At 61.1% G+C, this 19504-nt stretch carries 15 protein-coding genes; 2 read left to right on the top strand and 13 right to left on the bottom strand.

From position 1 onward, the window contains the following. Window positions 1-148: 148 nt before the first annotated feature. The 13 genes from IF690_RS04555 to IF690_RS04615 all read right to left on the bottom strand — a co-directional run bounded on the left by IF690_RS04555 (window position 149) and on the right by IF690_RS04615 (window position 16304). Entirely contained in the window at window positions 149-2629 is a 2481-nt protein-coding gene (locus IF690_RS04555; protein WP_016703810.1) for a TonB-dependent siderophore receptor, read from the bottom strand. Between the two features lie 126 nt (window positions 2630-2755). Beyond that, the gene (locus tag IF690_RS04560) at window positions 2756-3649 is read right to left on the bottom strand and encodes a phosphorylase family protein (protein ID WP_202699009.1); all 894 of its coding nucleotides are present in this window, start codon (window positions 3647-3649) and stop codon (window positions 2756-2758) included. Between the two features lie 289 nt (window positions 3650-3938). Next, window positions 3939-5000 (bottom strand): purine nucleoside permease, encoded by a 1062-nt coding sequence (locus IF690_RS04565; protein ID WP_202699010.1) that lies wholly within the window; start codon window positions 4998-5000, stop codon window positions 3939-3941. Between the two features lie 52 nt (window positions 5001-5052). After that, window positions 5053-5763 (bottom strand): energy transducer TonB, encoded by a 711-nt coding sequence (locus tag IF690_RS04570; RefSeq protein ID WP_037005633.1) that lies wholly within the window; start codon window positions 5761-5763, stop codon window positions 5053-5055. Next, the gene (locus IF690_RS04575) at window positions 5763-6170 is read right to left on the bottom strand and encodes an ExbD/TolR family protein (protein WP_009046829.1); all 408 of its coding nucleotides are present in this window, start codon (window positions 6168-6170) and stop codon (window positions 5763-5765) included. The genes IF690_RS04570 and IF690_RS04575 overlap by 1 nt, the downstream gene beginning before the upstream one ends. A gap of 30 nt (window positions 6171-6200) precedes the next feature. Further along, window positions 6201-6815 (bottom strand): MotA/TolQ/ExbB proton channel family protein, encoded by a 615-nt coding sequence (locus IF690_RS04580; RefSeq protein ID WP_009046830.1) that lies wholly within the window; start codon window positions 6813-6815, stop codon window positions 6201-6203. A gap of 1529 nt (window positions 6816-8344) precedes the next feature. Continuing rightward, window positions 8345-9271: an ABC transporter permease gene (locus tag IF690_RS04585; protein WP_202699011.1), complete on the bottom strand. Its 927-nt coding sequence runs from the start codon at window positions 9269-9271 to the stop codon at window positions 8345-8347. Beyond that, complete coding sequence (locus tag IF690_RS04590) at window positions 9271-10377, bottom strand: ABC transporter permease (protein ID WP_202699012.1); 1107 nt, start codon at window positions 10375-10377, stop codon at window positions 9271-9273. Before IF690_RS04590 ends, IF690_RS04585 begins: the two co-directional genes overlap by 1 nt. Window positions 10378-10392: 15 nt before the next feature. Continuing rightward, complete coding sequence (locus IF690_RS04595) at window positions 10393-11958, bottom strand: ABC transporter ATP-binding protein (RefSeq protein ID WP_202699013.1); 1566 nt, start codon at window positions 11956-11958, stop codon at window positions 10393-10395. Between the two features lie 553 nt (window positions 11959-12511). Next, on the bottom strand, window positions 12512-13093 hold the full coding sequence (locus tag IF690_RS04600; protein ID WP_202699014.1) for an IMPACT family protein: 582 nt from the start codon (window positions 13091-13093) through the stop codon (window positions 12512-12514). Between the two features lie 12 nt (window positions 13094-13105). Further along, the gene (locus tag IF690_RS04605; protein ID WP_202699015.1) at window positions 13106-13768 is read right to left on the bottom strand and encodes a TetR/AcrR family transcriptional regulator; all 663 of its coding nucleotides are present in this window, start codon (window positions 13766-13768) and stop codon (window positions 13106-13108) included. Between the two features lie 88 nt (window positions 13769-13856). After that, window positions 13857-15251, bottom strand: a complete 1395-nt coding sequence (locus IF690_RS04610; protein WP_202699016.1) for a uracil-xanthine permease family protein — start codon at window positions 15249-15251, stop codon at window positions 13857-13859. Window positions 15252-15383: 132 nt separating this feature from the next. Beyond that, window positions 15384-16304 carry a LysR family transcriptional regulator gene (locus IF690_RS04615; RefSeq protein WP_202699017.1) on the bottom strand — a complete coding sequence of 307 codons (921 nt, stop codon included), beginning with the start codon at window positions 16302-16304 and terminating at the stop codon, window positions 15384-15386. Between the two features lie 126 nt (window positions 16305-16430). On the opposite strand from IF690_RS04615, the gene aptA reads away from it, so the two are divergent. Both aptA and IF690_RS04625 read left to right on the top strand, forming a co-directional pair. Then, window positions 16431-17780, top strand: coding sequence for an omega-aminotransferase AptA (gene aptA, locus IF690_RS04620; RefSeq protein ID WP_202699018.1), 1350 nt, complete (start codon window positions 16431-16433; stop codon window positions 17778-17780). A 139-nt stretch (window positions 17781-17919) separates the two neighbouring features. Further along, entirely contained in the window at window positions 17920-19413 is a 1494-nt protein-coding gene (locus IF690_RS04625; RefSeq protein WP_202699019.1) for a CoA-acylating methylmalonate-semialdehyde dehydrogenase, read from the top strand. The last annotated feature ends 91 nt before the right edge of the window (window positions 19414-19504 follow it).

Genomic DNA, 19504 nt, shown 5'->3' on the forward strand with positions numbered 1-19504 from the left:
CGCGCTTGTCATGAATGCAGCGCCGGCTATCGAGCGGACGCGCGGGGAGTGCGGCGCTGAGGTCTGCCATGAGCGAGTTGCCGAATGCTTGAAATCCATCAGCTATGAGGGAGGCCCCGGGCAGGGCCTCCCTGGTTAGCCAGCGAGGTCAGAATTTGTAAACGAAGCTGGCGGTGTAGGTACGCGGAGCGGAAGGGAACACCAGGGTCGAGTCGAACAGGTTGGCGGAAGTGAAGTACTTCTCGTTGAACAGGTTGTTGACGGTAAACAGCGCTTCCCAGGACTTCTCGGAATAGCCCACCGAGCCGTTCCATACGGTGTAGTCAGGCAGCTTGATCTGCTTCTGGTTGTCCGCCCATTGCTCGTCTACCCAGGTGAAGCCCAGGCTGGCGTTCACACGGCCACCCCAAGGGGTCGGCTGGGTGTAGTTGCCATACAGGCTGGTTACCCACTCCGGTACGCCGCCACGATCGTACTCGCCACCCAGTACCTGGCCGGTCGGGTCGAAGAAGCGGAAGCCATAGAGTTGCGACGGATCCAGGCCATAGGCTTGGGCGACAGCGGCGGTATTGAGCACGGTGAAAGGCTGCCCTTTCTCACGCACCTTCTGTTTGGTCGCCGAGGCCGTCATGGAGAAGTTCTGGTTGAGCATCCAGCGCAACTCACCTTCGTAACCCTTGCCGTTGACCAGCACAGTGCTGCCGTTTTGCGAGTCGCGGTAGGTCTTCTCCTGGTCGTAGTAGGCCAGCGCGGCGTAGACGTTGCCGTTCTCGCTGTTGTACTTGATGCCGTACTCGCGCAGTTTCGAGTCCTGCAGGTAGTTGCCGCTGGAGACGTCCGACGCTGTTACGCCGCCTGCCTGGTTGGACGACAGCGCGGTCGACTCGGCGTAGGTGAAGTAAGGGATGAACCCCCACGGCGTCTTGTACGAGAGGCTGGCACTGAACGAGTCAGTGGTGTTGTGGTTGGTGGCTTTGTCCGGACGCCCGTCGCCATTGGCATCGCGGACCAGATCGCCATTGGTGGCCTGGGCCTTCTCCTTGGCCTTGGCGTCGTAGTAGTCGAAGCGGTAGCCCAGCAGCAGGTTCCAGTTCTGCCAGTTCATGTCGGACAGCATGAACGCGCCGGTGTTTTTGGTGATGGATGCGCTCTGGGTGTTGAAGTTGCGTCGGTACATGCCGGGAGCGATCTCGACGTTGCCGGTATGACCGATGTCGAAGCTGTCGTCCGGTGTCGGCCCGACGTTCAGGTCGCGGCGGTCGAGGATTTCATCGAGGTAGGACTCACGGTCGATGGCGCTGTAGTAGCGATAGTTGACGCCGACGACGTTGGACGTGCTGACCTCCCCGATCTGCAGCGGGAAGCTCAGGCTGACTTTGTCTTCCCAGGTGTAGGCATCGTAGTCGGCGGTGAAGCCATAGCTGGTGTATTTGTTGTGGTCCAGGGAGTCGTAGAAGAACTGGTTCTTGAGCTCCATGTCATTGTCCAGCGACCAGATAAGGTCGAAGTACGCCGTGGCGGCCTTGCTTTCGCCCTTGTCCTTCTTGTCGGTGAACACCTTGTTGCGGTCGAGCTTGGTGGTCCCGGGGTTGCTCAGTGCCGCGTTCGGGTCTTTCGGGTCGAAGAAGCAGTTGCTGTAGTTCAGGCAGAAAACGTCCAGCTTGGAGTTGCCGCTGCCCGGTGGAAAACCGACGCCCGGGCTGATGTTGTTGCGTACATCGTCAGGGAACAGCACATCGCCCCTTGAGCTCATCTTGGACGGCGCGCCGGTGATGTAGGTGTCGTGGTCGATCAGGTCCTGGGTGACCCGGTTCCATCCGGGGTTCTGGATGCGCTTGGCCTTCAGGTACTGGCCGCCGAACTCGGTCCGCAGGTTGTCGGTGAGGTCCATGTCGAAGGCGATCTGGCCGATGGTCGACTTGGGTTCGACGTTGTCGAAGTAGCTTTTCGAGTCCTCCTGCTCGAAGAAACCATAGACACCGCCCTGGCGCCCCCCCAGCTCGAAGGGCGAGCCGCCTTCGGCGGTGGTGATGTACTGGTCATAGGAACCCACGGTCACACCGAATTGCCCGGTAGGTTTTTCGATGAACTTGGAGGTCGCCGACTTCGAGGATTTCGGGTTGAAGTTCATGTAGCCGCCGACCTTGCCGGCACCGTAGATGGGGGAAACCGGGCCACGCACGATATCGACCGAACTGGCGGCGCGGATCGGCGTTGCATAGTTGCCAGGGTTCTCTACCCGCTTGAACCCCCGGAAGTAGTTATCCGCGGCATCGCCACGCAGGCTCAGTGCCCCCGGCACCCCGAAGAAGGAGCTGGTGTAGGCTCCCGGGGCGAGGCGAACCAGGTCGTTGATGTCGCGCAAGCCGTAGTTTTCGATCAGGTCGGACGACACATCCGACACCGAGCGTGGGGTTTCGGCGATGGACTTGCCCAGGCCGAAAACGCTCTTCACCGGCTGGCTGGGCATGATGCCCATGGTGTCTTCGACACTCTCCTTGAGAATGTAGTCCTCAAGTTCGACCGTCTCTTTCTGATCTTCGGCCATGGCCTGTCCGCCGAGAATCTGCACAGCAGCCGCAACTGCCAGGGCCAGTTTTTGCGGGTGACGCCAGTTATATGTACCCATGGAACACTCCCCTACTACATTTGCTTTTATGTAAAAGTTGTTGAACAACAGGCGAGTGCGTACGGGCAGAAACACAAACTGTTCCTGCCGTACTTGCACAGCCTTCTAGAGCAAGTTGAAGTTCGCTTACTTCTTCTCTGAGGTCATTTCCGGATGAATACGCAAACTGTCGCCGACCCGCGGCTTATTGCCGATGGCGGCAATCTTCGGCAACGACTCCAGAACGATTTCCAGGCACACCGGATTAAGCCGTGGGTAAACTTCGCGAATGGTGTCCCATGTCCAGTTACCCAGGCCTTCGGCTGGATTGGAGATGGCGATCAGCGAGGCATAGTTGATCCCGGCCATGCGCGCATAGATCACTTCCGACCCCACGCTCATGGTCACCAGGTCGCCCCCCATCTTGGCCAGCATGCGCACTTCCGCAGCCGTTTCGAAACGCCCGCCGCGGGTTTGCATGATCACCCCGCTCTTGTGCAGGTTGATCCCGGCGACGGGAGCATCTCCACGATTCAGGCGTTTCTGCGTCTCATCGATCAGGATGTCGCGAAGAATGGGATCCATGGCTGGCGTGTAGCGCGGAACCGGATGGTCGCCCTTGCGGTAGATGGCATCCGGCAGCGCCAGTGGCCGGTCGATGTTGAAGTCGATGACATCATCGGCCACCACCAGATCGTGGAGCTTCATTGCCGGGTTGATACCACCGGCTGTTGCCCCACCAATCGCATCTTTAACCCGTAGCTGGTAAAGGGCAGCCCAGGTTTCGACGATCTTTCCGTCGCCATGCATATTGATGTAATAGAACGGAACGTTTTTATAGTTGCCGCAATAGATAGTTGGGGAAGTTCCGGCTGGAGTTTCAAGGGTGAAGGACTCCTTGAGTTTTCCGGACTTCAACATGGCATCGTTGATGAATGTACCGCCAATCACCGCAATATCGGCTTTGCACGGAACCGCGGGGGTAGCGGCCCAGGCCGTTACCGATAAGCATCCAAGTAATAAAACCAGGAGGATTTTCATGAAACACCTCTTCACTTAGTTGTAAGTCCTGCCGTTTCTCAGGCAAGGCGTGGCCGTCATGCGGGTTGGTTGAATGTCAGCCAACGGGCATTGGTGTTAAGCATCAGCGCCGGCAACGCGCTGGCTGTATGGTTATTGTCCGAACCGGTAAACAGCGGCTTCAGTCGCCAGGAAGTGTTTTCAAGCAACGAGTGCGGTTATCAACGACATCCGCTTGTCAGTGCTCGATCGCGCTTCTTGGGTCATGGCTCAGTTTGTTGTATGGCGTTCACCAGGCCGGGTCATGAGTTCAGTGTCCCGGCAGGGTCTGCGAATACAGCTCCCAGTTTCCCGTCAGCGCGTTGATCACTGTGCTGCCCACTCGATAGGCCGCCTCGAGCGAGGGCTGCATGCCGACGAAACCCGCCTGGTCATGAGCCATGCTTTGCGCGGCGCTCATGCCGGGTGGCTGCATGGTGTAGTTACTGGCGGTACGCAATACCAGCACGCGGTCCAGGTCCACCTTCGCCGCTTTGTTCAGGAAACTGAGGGACTGCAGGGTTCCGCTGTCCTCCATGGCGGAAGTCACGAATTGCCCTTTGCCGTCGGTCCAGTACTTGACCCAGTCACCGGCCCAGTCGTTGAGCCGCTTGCCGTGCCAGAACGTCGAGGAGGCGAGGTTGTCGCCTTTCATGACCCTGGCCGGCAGAACGGCTTGGGGGAAGCCCTTGAACTGTTGGCGAAACGCTGCCAGTTCCTTGTTTTCTACCAGTGGGACGTCCTTTGTCAGGTTGTAGGCCCAATCCACCAGTCGACCATTGAGCTTGTAGACTTCGCCGATGCTGTCCGAACGTGGCTGGGCATAAGGCGTTGCGCGAAAGAACGGGGTGTAGCCGGTTTTCCAGTCTTTGGGGATTTCCCGCGCATCGATCTCGTGCGCCAGGTCACCGTCCACCACATAGTTGGCCCATGCCGCCGAACCGATGGAGCCCTTGTGCGGATTGATGCCGGCAATGCCCGCGACCAGCCAGTACGCCTTGCTCAAGTCAAAGCGTGGATCCATGCCCAGGGCCATTACCGACGCCGCCGCACGGGCAGTGCCCATGCCGGTCACCGTTGCCAGGACGCCGGTTTCAGGGTTCAGGCATACGTCATGAAAACCCTGGGCGAGCGGCATGCACTGATTCAGGCCGGCGCGTTCACGCCAGAACTGAAACTCGCCAGGGTTGTCTCCCTGATCCTGGCCGACCTCGAACATGCTCAGAACTACAGCCTTGATCTGAATCGGCTGCTCGGCGGCCTGGGTTGCTCCGGCTGCGCCCAGGCAGCACAGCGCGGCAGCGAGTGCGCCACTGGTTGTACGTGTCGTCATCGTCTTGATTCCTTGGCAGAGGGCGTGCGCTCCGCGCGCACCCTCCACGGGCTTATTTCAGGTCGAACCTGACCGTCTGTTTAGCGCGCTGCTCAACTGCTGCGCCATTGACCATTCGCGGCTGGAACTTCCAGCGTTTCACCGCGCTGATCGCGGCCTCGTCGAACAGCTTGCGTGGTTTCGACTCGAGGACCTTGGCACTGGCAACCGTGCCGTCCGGGCGGATCGCAAGTTCCAGCACCACATAGCCCTCGATCTTGGCCTGTCGGGCATCACGCGGATAAACCGGTGCCTGCTGATCCAGGGCGACCGCGTCGGTGCTGCTCGACGGTGCGGGCGGTGGCGGCGGTGGAGTAACCGGTGGTGGCGGTGTCGGCGCGGGTGGCGGCGGCACTGGCTGTTGCGGTTTGGGCTCCGGTTTGGGTTTCGGCTTCTCCGGCGTGACCTTTTTCGCCGGCGCAGGCTTTTTCACCGGCGCAGGCGGCGGTGGAGGGGGAGGCGGCGGAGGCGGCGCAGGTGGTGGGGGCGGTGGCGGTGCAGGCGGTGGCGGAGGAGGGACTTGCACCATGGTCACCTTAGTCACCTTCGGAGGCTCCTCAACTACCGGCTGCTTGGCCTCGATCAGGCTCAGCAACGTGATACCCAATGCAACCGCCAGCACAGCCAGGCCGATAGCCGCCGGCATCGACAGGTGATGGTCGACATGATGGTCGTCAGAGGCCCACAAGGCCCCTCGCCGTACGTTGGGGGTCAGGTCGTTCATCAGTTTTGCGTCGCCAGGCCAATAGCACTGATACCGGCAGCGCGTACCAGATCCATTGTGTGCACGATGCTTTCATATTGGGTGCCACGATCGCCGGCGATCACTACATCCAGTTTTCCGCTGTTCTGCATCTCGGTGAGCCGGCTCGTCAGTTGCTCGTCGCTGATGGGCTGGCCATCGACAAACAAGCCACCGTCGTTGGCGACGCCGATATTGAGCGTTACCGACTCGATTGCTTCTTGCGAGGAAGACTGCGGCAACTCCAGGGTAATGCCCGTGCCCTGGATCATCTCGATCATGATGAGTACGAAGAACACCAACAGAAACATCATCACGTCGATCATCGGAATGATTTCGATGCGGGCTTTCTCTTCATGTCCGAGATAGTTTGATCTCTTGCTAGCCATGATTATTTCTCCGAGTGGCGTAGGTATTAATCAACCCTTGGCCAAGCGCCCAACCAGCATGGACTTGATCAGTTCCATCTGATTGACGACCAGGCGGATACGCTTGTTGAAGTGATTGAGAAAAATCACGCAGACGATGGCGATGCATAAACCGACAGCGGTGGCGACCAGTGCATGGGCAATAGGCCCGGTTACCGAACTGACTTTCTGCGATGTATTGGCCGCCAATACACTGAATACCTGGATCATGTGAATGATGGTGCCGAGCAGTCCAAGCAGCGGACCTAAAGTTACACAGGTATCCAGTACCCACAGATTGCGATCCAGTCGCGGAATCTGAATCATGATGGTTTCATCGATATCCCGCTCCAGCGCCTCTTCGGACTTGCCGTGAGACTCCACCGCGGCCAATACCAACTTGCCTTGGGCACTTTTACTGTAGTGATCTGCAACTTTCTTGACGTCGGCCAGGTTGTCCTGGTCTACCCGCTTCAAATCCAGATCAAGACTTTGTCCCAGTTTGATACTCGTACTGAAGAAGAAGTAGCGTTCGATGATCACGGCGATCCCGATGATGAATACCACCACCATCAGGGGAATGAGCCCCCAAGAGTCTTTGGAGTACTGAATGACATCTTCTAACATGTGAAATCCTTCATTAACGTTGAGATACATGCTCGGTAGCGGGTACTGGACCGGCGTTGCGAGGCCTTGGTGCAGGTGCTCGACACGCCTCTGTGGAGGGCCAGGTGGAACGAGCGAAGGGGTCTTTGCAAAAACCTGACCAACAGTTCAGCTTAAACCTTTCAGCATGTATAAAATCTTCGAAAACAGCTCTAAATCGGCAATCTTGGCTGAGAAAGAATGGTTTCTTCCTGACGAGCGGTTTGGGTCGGGACAAACGGCTTGAGATCGATTTTCAATACGTGGCGGCAGGGACCTTTGTATCCGCCCCAACATGAAACGCCTCGCACCGTTTTGTGTCCGTTACTCGGCGTCAGGATTCGGATACAAGGGCTGGCCTGTCGCTGGAAGTGCTTGAAAACAGGCTCAATATCTCGAAATGAAGCTGTCCTCATCAGCCTGGATGACCGGGTGTTCGGCTGCCTGCAAGGTCGTACCGGTATGAAGGGCTCGCCTGCTTGAAGCAGGGATCTGCGGTCTCTCCGATACAGTGCGCAGGGGGGGAACCGGGTGAAACTTGATCGGGCCGTGGCTGAAGATTCCATAAGCCGTGGTCGGGGCCTTTCGCTGGTCCGGCTGTTCTGGGCAAAGGTCAATCTTGTTGACTGCATGCATGCCCCTGGCTTTGGTTCTGATAAATAAAAAACCGGCGATGAATGACTTCGCCGGAAAAGACATCCTTGTCTGTGGAGGAGAACTCTTCACTTCTTGGGCAAGAAGTGAAATCGAATAAAAAAGTCGACAACAGTTACCCGTGTCGACATAAAGCACAGCCTGCTACTTCATCAATAGCCTGCAGTGCTAGGAGTCCGGCCACTTGGGAGATAAGCCGGAAATCGGTGGAGCCGATACTGGGATACATAGGCAGGACTCAGATCTTTCTATATGACCGATTTCTGTATTGGGGACAGATAATCTTGTAATAGATAATCCAGTCTTTCTTTAGCCTGAGTGCTCATGCGACGAGTGATAGCTCGGGCGATTAATGCACTTCTTCAAGTGTAAGAAAACAAATGGTTCTGCCTGTGAATATCGTGTGTGGTTACTTCAGTTGAGTGAAAAACCTGTCTGTTCAACGTGTTCGTCAGCCGTCGAAATTAAAATGGAACTCACGTCCAAAAAAACTAACCTTTGGGTCAGCTTAATCGTTTAAGCAGAAAGCGGGCCAACTTCCCGGGAGGGGCCGGAATAGAGGGTTTCCGGGCGAAAAGCAAATGACCTTGGCCGCGGATTCAGGGATAAGCGGTTGCTATTCGGCAGTCGAGTGGCTGTTTCCACTTGTGGCTGCGCACTCAAGCGGCGCCTGGTGCGCGGGTTTGGGGCGCCATTCATCCATCCTTGTCAGGCAGGAGTCATGCACGTTGGGTGATAGGGACTGCCAGCCCTTTCTGATGGCTGTTGCCTGGGCCAGGCCGGGGGCTGAGGGGAGGTGTTGCGAGGTGGGGGCATGGGCTGTCAGGCAGCCCATGCCGATAGTGAAAAGTCTTCGATCAGTGACCCGCCTGCCACGGCTGCCCCAGCGACACCGGCGCATACAGGCGGGTGCGCAGTGCATCGCGGGACAGCAGCACCAGCACCAGGATGGTCGCGGCATACGGCAGCATCGCCAGCAGGTTCGAGGGAATCGCCAGGCCCAGGCCCTGCGCCACCAGATGCAGGATGCTGGCGAGGCCGAACAGGTAGGCGCCGAGCAGCAGGCGCCACACTCGCCAGCTGGCGAACACCACCAGCGCCAGGGCGATCCAGCCGCGACCGGCGCTCATGTTTTCCGCCCACATCGGTGTGTAGGCCAGGGACAGGTAAGCCCCGGCCAGGCCGGCCATGGCGCCGCCGAACAGCACCGCCAGGGCGCGTACCCGCAGCACCGGCAGGCCCATGGCGCTGGCCGCGTCGGGGTTTTCGCCGACCGCCTGGATGATCAGGCCGACGCGGCTTTTCAGGATCACCCAGGCCACCCCGGCGAACAGGACAAAGGACAGGTAGACCAGCAGGTCCTGGGCAAACAGCATGCGTCCGATCAGCGGGATCTCGCTCAGCAGCGGAATCGCCATGGGCTCGAATCCGGCTAGGGGTTTGCCGACCCAGCTGGCGCCGACGAAACTCGACAGCCCGACACCAAAGATGGTCAGGGCCAGGCCGGTGGCCACCTGATTGGCGTTGAACACCAGCGCCACCAGGGCGAACAGCGATGACAGCAGCATCCCGGCGAGCATCGCCAGCAGCACGCCGAGCCACAGGTTGCCGCTGTTCAGGGCGACGATAAAACCAATCACTGCGCCAAACAGCATCATGCCTTCCTGGCCGAGGTTGAGGACGCCGCTCTTTTCGCAGATCAGCTCGCCCAGGGCCACCAGCAGCAGCGGCGTACCGCAGCGGATCATGGCGTAGAAAATATTGCTCAACAGATCGATATCCATCACAGCGCTCCTGCCTGTACGGAAGGGGTGGCGGCGCGACGTGCCCAACGCAGGTTCAGGCGCGGCCGATAGAGAATCAGCACGTCACAGGCCAGCAGGAAGAACAGCATCATGCCCTGGAACAACTGGGTGATGGCTTGCGGCAGGTTGAGGCTCATCTGCGCGTTCTCGCCACCGATGTACAGCAGCGCCATCAGCAGGCTGGAAAACAGAATGCCGATGGGGTGCAGGCGGCCGAGAAAGGCCACGGTGATCGCCGCATAGCCGTAGCCGGGCGACACCTGGGGCACCAGTTGGCCGATGGGGCCGGTGACTTCGCACACCCCGGCCAGGCCGGCCAGCCCACCGCTGATCAGCAGCGCCAGCCAGATCAGGCGTTTCTCGCGAAAACCGACGAAGCCGGCGGCGCGCTTGTCCAGGCCCAGCACCTTGATCTGGAACCCGACGAAGCTCTTTTGCAGCAGCACCCACACCGCCACCAGGGCCAGCAGGGCGAAATACACCCCGGCGTGCACCCGGCCATCTTCCAGGAGCAGCGGCAGGCGACTGGCATCACCGAACATCGCCGACTCGGGGAAGTTGAACCCGGCCGGGTCTTTCAGCGGCCCGTGCACGCAGTACAGCAGCAGGTTCAGGGCGATGTAGTTGAGCATGATGCTGGTGAGGATTTCATTGGCGTTGAAGTGCGTGCGCAACCAGGCGGTGAGGCCGGCCCAGGCGGCGCCGGCCAGGGTGCCGGTGAGCAGGATCAGCACCAGCGCCCAGCGGCTTTGCAGGTCGATGATGTGCACCGCCAGCGCGCTGCCGGCCAGGGCGCCGAGCAGCAGTTGGCCTTCGGCGCCGATGTTCCAGATCCGCGCCTGATACGCCACGGCCAGGCCGAGGGCACAGAGCAGGATCGGCAGCGCCTTGACCAGCAGTTCGGAGACGCCATACAGGTCGCTGATCGGGGCGATCAGCAAGGTGTGTAAGGTTTCCAGCGGGTCGTGGCCCAGGGCGATGAACAGCAGCGAGCCGCAGCCCAGGGTCAGGACCGCGGCCAGCAGCGGCGAGCACCAGAGCATCAGGCGCGATTGCTGGCCGCGGGGTTCGAGAGAAAGCAGCATAAATAAAACGCTCCGTTACGCGGGCTGAGCAGATAAGTGGACGGGGGTATCGAACTGGCCGGCCATCCAGCCGCCGACTTCGATCAGGCTGGTGTCCGCGGTGGCCTTGAGCGCCGACAGGCGACCGCCGCACAGGGCCGCCAGGCGATCGCTGATCTGGAACAGTTCGTCGAGGTCTTCGGAGATCACCAGGATCGCCGCCCCCGCATCGCGCAGGGCCACCAGGGCCCGGTGGATAGTCGCGGCGGCGCCGACGTCGACGCCCCAGGTCGGGTGCGCGGCGATCAGCAGCCTGGGGCGCTGGAGGATTTCCCGGCCGAGGATGAATTTCTGCAGGTTGCCGCCGGACAGGCTGCGGGCGGCGGTCTGGCTGTCCGGGGTTTTCACCGCAAAGCGGCGGATGATGTCTTCGGCCAGGGCCAGCACTTTGCCGCGCTGGATCAGGCCTTTGCTCACCAGCCCTTGCTGGAAGGCGGTCAGCAGGGCGTTGTCGGCCAGGCTCAGTTCCGGCACGGCGCCGTGGCCCAGGCGCTCGGCCGGGACGAACGCCAGGCCCAACCCGCGACGGGCGTCGGGGCGCAGGTGGGCGACGGCTTGCCCGGCGAAGCGCAGGGTGTCGCCTTGGGCGCGGCCAAGGCGCTGTTCGCCGCTGAGCAGGGCCAGCAGTTCGTCCTGGCCGTTGCCGGCGACCCCGGCGATGCCGACGATCTCCCCGCTGCGCACCTCCAGGTCGATGTCCTTGAGCGAGCAGCCGAACGGATCCGGGTTGGGCCAGGACAGCTTCTGGACTTGCAGGAAGGCGTCGCCGCCCTTGGCCTTCGGGTAATCGGCGATCAGGCCCGCGGCTTCGCCGACCATCAGCCGCGCCAGCTCTCGGTCCGAGCACTCGGCCGGTATGCAGTGCCCGGCCACCCGGCCGCCGCGCAGCACCGTGGCGCTGTGGCACAGGGCGCGGACTTCGCCGAGCTTGTGGCTGATGAACAGAATGCTGCAGCCCTCGCTGGCCAGGCGGCGCAGGGTGACGAACAGTTCGTCGGCCTCCTGGGGCGTCAGCACCGAGGTCGGTTCGTCGAGGATCAGCAGGCGGATGTCCTGCATCAGGCAGCGAATGATCTCCACCCGCTGGCGCTCGCCGATGGACAGGCTGTGCACCAGGCGTTCCGGCTCCAGGGCCATGCCGTAGCGCTGCGAGACCTGGCGGATCTTCGGCTCCAGCTGCTTCGGCGTGCCGGCCGCGGCGCCCATGGCCAGGGCGATGTTCTGCGCCACGCTCAGGGTTTCGAACAGCGAGAAATGCTGGAACACCATGCCGATCCCCAGGCTGCGCGCCTGGGCCGGATTGCGCATGAGCTGATGCTGCCCCTGCCAGATCAGCTCGCCCGAGTCGGCCTGGGTCACCCCGTAGATGATCTTCATCAGGGTGCTTTTGCCGGCGCCGTTTTCACCGAGCAGGGCATGGATCTCCCCGGGCTGGATACTCAGGTCGATCCCGTCGTTGGCCAGGCAACCGGGATAACGCTTGGTGATCCTGCGCAGTTGCAGGCGGGGTGTTGCATCGGGGATGGGTACAGGGTTTGGCATGACGGACTCGGGTTGCTGAACGTTATGCCGGTGGACAAAGCAATTTCCTGGCCAGGGAGTCAGGAAATTGCCAGGGCCCCGATGAACTGCGGCCTCGTGCACGCTTTGCTCGTTCCCTGCACCTGCACTTGGCACCAGTTCAGGGCAAGGTGCTTGAAAAGGCTGCGGTTTTGCCCGAACGAGGCTGGTCGAAAAATGATCAGGTGCCTGCGAGCCTTGCCGTATCGGCAGCTGACGCAGCCTTGCACGGGTTATCCACAGCTTGTTCCACAGTATTTGTGTGCAAGCCCGAAGCCCGGGCATAAGCACGGTGTGGCTTTCTTCTAAAAGCGATAAACCGAGCTAACTCGCTGTTTTAGCTTGAAAAATATGTGTCTGGCGAGCAATTGGACGAAAAGTGAGCAACCGCCGCAAAGCCACGTTGCAAAAGGGTTACAGGCGAGTGTGCTCAGGTTATCCACAGTCGGGTGCACAGCCGGTGTGGGCAAGTCGGCTATCCACCGGGTCGTTGTGCACAGGATGATTTCCAGGCATGGGTGCAGAGTTGGTGCACTCAGCGCTGCAAGAGGATGCGTCCGCGGCTCAGGTCGGCCAGTTGGCTTTGCAAGGTGGCGATCTGGTTTTCTCCCAGGGCCAGTTGCAGTTCTACGCCGTTGGCCGTGAACTGTTCCTCGACCAGCAGCCCGCCGAGTTCGGCGACCCGCAGCTTGACCAGTGCCCGTTCGCTGAAGCTGCAGGCGCAACGCAGGGCTACCCGGCTGATCAGCTCGATGCGTTCGGCGCCTTGCAGGCACTTGTTGGCGCTGCCGCCATAGGCGCGGGCCAGGCCGCCGGTGCCCAGTTGAATGCCGCCGTACCAGCGAATCACCAGTACCGCGACCTGATCGCAATCCTGGGCCTCGATGGCCGCGAGGATCGGCCGGCCTGCGGTGCCACCGGGTTCGCCGTCGTCGTTGCTGCGGTATTGGTCGGCGAGTTTCCAGGCCCAGCAGTTGTGGGAGGCGTTGAGATCGCTGTGCTGTTCGATAAAGGCTTGGGCCTCGGCCGCGCTGTCGATCGGTGCGGCGAGGGCGATAAAGCGGCTTTTGCGAATCTCTTCGCGGTATTCGCAAAGGCCGGCGAGGGTAAAGGGCATGCGCTGTGTTCTTTATAAGGCAGGCTTGAGGCCGCAACCCTTGAGGATGATGCGGATCAGGTTGTTGCCGGCATCTTCCATGTCCTGCTTGGTCAGCTTGCTGCGACCGGTGACGCGGCAGATCTGGGTGGCGAAGTCGGCGTAATGCTGGGTGCTGCCCCACAGCAGGAAGATCAGGTGCACCGGGTCCACCGGGTCCATCTTGCCGGCGTCGATCCAGGCCTGGAACACCGCGGCGCGCCCCTGGAACCAGGCGCGGTAGTCCTGGCTGAAGTATTCGCTGAGGCATTCGCCGCCGCTGATGATCTCCATGGCGAAGATCCGCGAGGCCTGCGGCTGGCGCCGGGAGAACTCCATCTTGGCGCGGATGTAGCGGGTCAGCGCTTCGGCCGGGTCGTCGTCGGCGGTCAGGGTGTTGAAGGTGCTGTCCCACAACTCGAGGATGTTGCTCAGCACCGCGACATACAGCCCAAGCTTGTTGGTGAAGTAGTAATGCAGGTTGGCCTTGGGCAGGCCGGCATTCTGCGCGATGGTGTTCATGCTGGTGCCTTTGAAGCCGTGACGGGCGAACTCGTCTTCGGCGGCCTTGATGATCGCTTCTTCGTTTTTCTGGCGAATACGGCTGGCGGGCTTGGCGGTTTGAGGGCCGGCGTGGGCTGGGACTTCAAGGGTCATAGGCGTTTCCGAGCTGTTCTGTGGGTGCAACCAGTGCGTTGATAGCGCACCCACAGGCCTCAGACAAGTCTTAATGGGCAGAAAACCCTCAAAGCGGTTCCAGGGTGTCGCTTTCGCTGGCCGGATTTGCGTCACGCAGCGCGGCCCGGTCTTCCGGCAACAACAGGCACATGAGGATCGCGGTCAGGCCACCGCTGGTGATCGCCGAGTCGAACAGGTTCTGCACCACCTTGGGCAACAGGTGCAGCAGGTTCGGTTGCGCCGCGATCCCCAGGCCGACGCCGAAGGAGGTGGCGATGATCAGCATGCTGCGCCGGTCCAGCGGTGCCTGGGCGAGGATGCGCACGCCGGCCGCGGCGACGCTGCCGAACATCACCAGGGTCGCGCCGCCCAGCACTGGCTTGGGGATTTGCTGCAGCACCGCGCCGATCAGTGGAAACAGGCCCAGGCAGAACAGCAACAGGCCGATATACAGCCCGACATGACGGCTGGCCACGCCGGTCAGCTGAATCACCCCGTTGTTCTGGGCGAAGGTGGTGTTGGGGAAGGCGCTGAAGGTCGCGGCGATCATGCAACTGACGCCGTCGCCGAGGATGCCGCCCTTGAGCCGGCTTATATAAGAGGGGCCGCTGATGGGCTGGCGGGCAAGCATGCAGTTGGCCGTCAGGTCGCCGACGGTTTCGATGGTGCTGATCAGGTAGATCAGCGCCACGGGCAGGAACGCCGTCCAGTCGAAGCTGAAGCCGAAGCGAAAGGGCGTCGGCAGGCTGACCAGCGGCAGGTCGGGCAACACCTGGGGCACCAGCTTGCCGCTGAACCAGGCGGCGAGGCTGCCCAGGGCCAGGCCGATGATGATCGCCGACAGCCTTACCCAGGGTGTGTTCGAGCGGTTCAGCAGGATGATCGTCAACAGCACGAACAGCCCCAGCGCCAGATTGCCCGGGGCGCCGAAGTCCGCGGCGTTGAAGCCGCCGCCCAGGTCGGTGATGCCGACCTTGATCAGGCTGACGCCGATCAGGGTGATCACGATGCCGGTGACCAGCGGCGTGATGACCCGGCGCAATTGGCCGATGAAGCGACTCAGGACGATTTGCACCGCCGCGCCGAAAAAGCACACGCCGAAAATCATCGCCAGGATGTCTTCCGGGCTGCCGCCCCGTTGCTTGACCAGAAAACCCGCGGACAGCACCGCGCCGAGAAAGGCAAAGCTGGTGCCTTGCAGGCAGATCATCCCCGCGCCGATCCCGAATGGCCGGCGCGCCTGGATGAAGGTGCCGACGCCGGAAACCATCAACGCCATGCTGATCAGGTAGGGCAGGTGGGCGGCCAGGCCCAGGGCGGAACCGATCACCAGCGGCGGGGTGATGATGCCGACGAAACTCGCCAGCACATGCTGCAGGGCGGCGAGTAGCGCGGCGAGGGGTTTCGGGCGATCGTCGAGGCCGTAGATCAGATCGCTTTGGCGGGAGGTGTCTGGTTGCATGGACTGGGAACTCAGGGCTGACGGTTCAAGGTCAACGTGCCCTGCAAAAAGCTGTCCAGGTGCTCAGGTTATTGCGGGTGATTGCCGTTATTGGCCAATGTGTGCGGGGCTTTCATGGCTCCGTCGGTTTTTTCAACGGGTGGCCGCCAGGCTGTCCAGGAAGCTTTCCAGCACCAAATGGGGGCGACGGCCCTTGCGCGTGACCGAGGCCAGGCTCAGGTCATAAAAACGTGAAGCGGGTTTGAGCGCGCGCAGTCGCCCCTGCTGGACCCAGAGGTTGGCGTAATGGTCCGGCAGGTAACCGATGTAGCGTCCGGTCAGGATCAGGAACGCCATGCCTTCGCGGTCCGAAGCGCTGGCGGTGCAATTGAGCGCCTGGTAATGGGCCTGGATCTCGGCGGGCAGGCGGAAGGTCGGGGCGATGGCGTCCTGCTCGTTGAGGCGCCGATCGTCCAGTTGCTTGTCGTCGACATAAAACAACGGGTGGCCGACCGCGCAATAAAGCAGCGAGCGTTCGCTGTACAGCGGCTGGTATTCCAGCCCGGACAAGGCGCTGGCCTGGGGCACCACGCCGACATGCAGGCGACCGTCGAGCACCCCTTGTTCGACTTCGTTGGGGGCGATCATGCGGATCTGGATCTGCACGTCCGGACCGCGTTCCTTCAGTTGGGCCAGGGCGTGGGTGATGCGCATGTGGGGCAGGGTGACCAGGTTGTCGGTCAGGCCGATGATCAGTTCGCCCCGCAGGTGGCGGTGCAGGCCGTTGACCTCGGTGCGAAAGCTTTCCAGGGCGCTCAACAATTGCAGGGCCGATTGATACACCTCGCGACCCTCTTCGGTCAGCGAGAAGCCGGCGCGTCCGCGTTGGCACAGGCGCAGGCCGAGGCGCTGCTCGAGGTCGCTCATCTGCTGGCTGATGGCTGAGCGGCCGATGCCAAGCACGGTTTCCGCGGCGGAAAAGCCACCGCACTCGACCACGCTGCGAAAGATCCGCAGCAGGCGGATATCAAAGTCGCTGACTTGCGCCAGCGGGTCGGCGCGACGGCTGCTCATAGTTTAGTGAACCACTGCCTGAAGGTTATAAAAGTTGGATTTCACCGACTTTATAGCCGTGGCAACTTAGCTGCAACAACGCCTTTCGATCCCTGCGCCGCCTATTGCCCTGCGAGGTTTTTCCCCATGAACATGCATGAAAACGCTCCAGCTTCCCTGGCCAGCCAGCTCAAGCTCGATGCTCACTGGATGCCCTACACCGCCAACCGCAACTTCCAGCGCGATCCACGTCTGATCGTCGCCGCCGAAGGCAGCTGGCTGGTCGACGACAAGGGCCGCAAGGTTTATGACTCGCTGTCCGGCCTGTGGACCTGTGGTGCCGGCCACACCCGCAAGGAAATCCAGGAAGCGGTGGCCAAGCAACTGGGCACTCTCGATTACTCGCCGGGCTTCCAGTACGGCCACCCGCTGTCGTTCCAGCTGGCCGAGAAAATCACCGCGCTGACCCCGGGCAACCTGAACCATGTGTTCTTCACCGACTCCGGCTCCGAATGCGCCGATACCGCGGTGAAAATGGTGCGCGCCTACTGGCGCCTGAAAGGCCAGTCGACCAAGACCAAAATGATCGGCCGTGCCCGTGGCTACCACGGCGTGAACATTGCCGGCACCAGCCTCGGCGGGGTCAACGGCAACCGTAAACTGTTCGGCCAGGCGATGATGGATGTCGACCACCTGCCGCACACCCTGCTGGCAAGCAACGCGTTCTCCCGTGGCATTCCGGAGCAGGGCGGTATCGCCCTGGCCGACGAGCTGCTCAAGCTGATCGAATTGCATGACGCCTCCAACATCGCCGCGGTGTTCGTCGAGCCCCTGGCCGGTTCCGCCGGTGTGCTGGTGCCACCACAGGGTTACCTCAAGCGCCTGCGGGAAATCTGCGACCAGCACAACATCCTGCTGGTGTTCGACGAAGTGATCACCGGTTTCGGCCGTACCGGCAAGATGTTCGGTGCCGACAGCTTTGGCGTGACCCCGGACCTGATGTGCATTGCCAAGCAAGTCACCAACGGCGCGATTCCGATGGGCGCGGTGATTGCCAGCTCCGAGATCTACCAGACCTTCATGAGCCAGCCGACCCCTGAGTACGCGGTGGAATTCCCCCACGGCTACACCTACTCGGCGCACCCGGTTGCTTGCGCGGCCGGCCTGGCGGCGCTGGATCTGCTGCAGAAGGAAAACCTGGTGCAGAGCGTTGCTGACGTGGCGCCGCATTTCGAGAAGGCGCTGCATGGCATCAAGGGTACGAAGAATGTCATCGACATCCGTAACTACGGCCTGGCCGGTGCCATCCAGATTGCCCCACGGGATGGCGATGCCATCGTGCGTCCGTTCGAAGCAGGCATGGCCCTGTGGAAAGCCGGTTTCTACGTACGCTTCGGCGGCGACACCCTGCAGTTCGGCCCGACCTTCAACAGCAAGCCGCAGGATCTGGACCGTCTGTTCGATGCCGTTGGCGAAGTGCTGAACACGCTCGACTGATTCCCCAAAACTGTAGGAGCCGAGCTTGCTCGCGATGGCGTACTTATAGTCGCCATCGTGGTTTGGCTCATGTTCAAAGCCATCTATATAGAGCAGGCGCCCCTTGGCGGGCGCCTGTGGACAACTTCAGGAGTTCCCGATGAGCGTTATCCCGCATTTGATCAATGGTGAGCTGGTGACCGAAAGTGGTCGCTCGGTCGATGTGTTCAACCCGTCCACCGGTCAGGCGATCCACAAGCTGCCGCTGGCCAGCCGTGAAACCATCCAGAGTGCCATCGATGCCGCCAAGGCAGCCTTCCCGGCCTGGCGCAATACGCCGCCGGCCAAGCGTGCCCAGGTGATGTTCCGCTTCAAGCAACTGCTGGAGCAGAACGAAGCGCGCATCGCCCAGTTGATCAGCGAAGAGCATGGCAAGACCCTGGAGGACGCCGCCGGTGAACTCAAGCGCGGTATCGAAAACGTCGAGTACGCCTGTGCCGCTCCGGAAATCCTCAAGGGCGAGTACAGCCGCAACGTCGGCCCGAACATCGATGCCTGGTCCGACTTCCAGCCGCTGGGCGTGGTTGCCGGCATCACCCCGTTCAACTTCCCGGCGATGGTGCCTCTGTGGATGTATCCGTTGGCGATCGTCTGCGGCAACTGCTTCATCCTCAAGCCATCCGAACGTGACCCAAGCTCGACCCTGCTGATCGCCCAGCTGCTGCTGGAAGCCGGTCTGCCGAAAGGCGTGCTCAGTGTGGTGCACGGCGACAAGGCTGCGGTGGATGCGCTGATCGAAGCGCCGGAAGTCAAGGCACTGAGCTTCGTCGGTTCGACGCCGATTGCCGAATACATCTATGCCGAAGGCACCAAGCGCGGTAAACGCGTGCAGGCGCTGGGCGGTGCGAAGAACCACGCCGTGCTGATGCCGGATGCCGACCTGGATAACGCGGTCAGTGCCCTGATGGGCGCGGCCTATGGTTCCTGCGGCGAGCGCTGCATGGCGATCTCGGTCGCCGTGTGTGTCGGCGACCAGGTGGCTGATGCGTTGGTAGCCAAGCTGGTTCCGCAGATCAAGGCGCTGAAAATCGGCGCCGGCACATCCTGTGGTCTGGACATGGGGCCGTTGGTCACAGGACAGGCGCGGGACAAGGTCAGCGGTTATGTCGAGGATGGCGTGAAGGCGGGCGCGAAGCTGGTGGTCGACGGCCGTGGCCTGAGCGTGCCAGGGCATGAAGAAGGCTTCTTCCTTGGTGGCTGCCTGTTCGATAACGTCACCCCGAAAATGCGCATCTATAAAGAAGAGATCTTCGGGCCGGTGCTGTGTGTCGTGCGGGTGAACAGCCTGGAAGAAGCCATGCAACTGATCAACGATCACGAGTACGGCAACGGCACCTGCATCTTTACCCGTGACGGTGAAGCGGCGCGTCTGTTCTGTGACGAGATCGAAGTCGGGATGGTGGGTGTCAACGTACCGCTGCCAGTGCCGGTGGCTTACCACAGCTTTGGCGGCTGGAAGCGTTCGCTGTTTGGCGACCTGCATGCCTACGGTCCGGACGGTGTGCGTTTCTATACCCGTCGCAAGGCGATCACTCAGCGTTGGCCGCAGCGTGCCAGTCATGAGGCATCGCAGTTCGCCTTCCCTAGCTTGTAATTAGTAGAAGGGCATTAAAGGCCGCCCCCTTGTGGGCGGCCTTTGCTTTTTAAGTTAAGGGCGTTTTTGATCGACATGACAGATTTGTGAA

The organism is Pseudomonas sp. SK3(2021), assembly GCF_016772375.1.
Classification (GTDB): domain Bacteria; phylum Pseudomonadota; class Gammaproteobacteria; order Pseudomonadales; family Pseudomonadaceae; genus Aquipseudomonas; species Aquipseudomonas chlororaphis_I.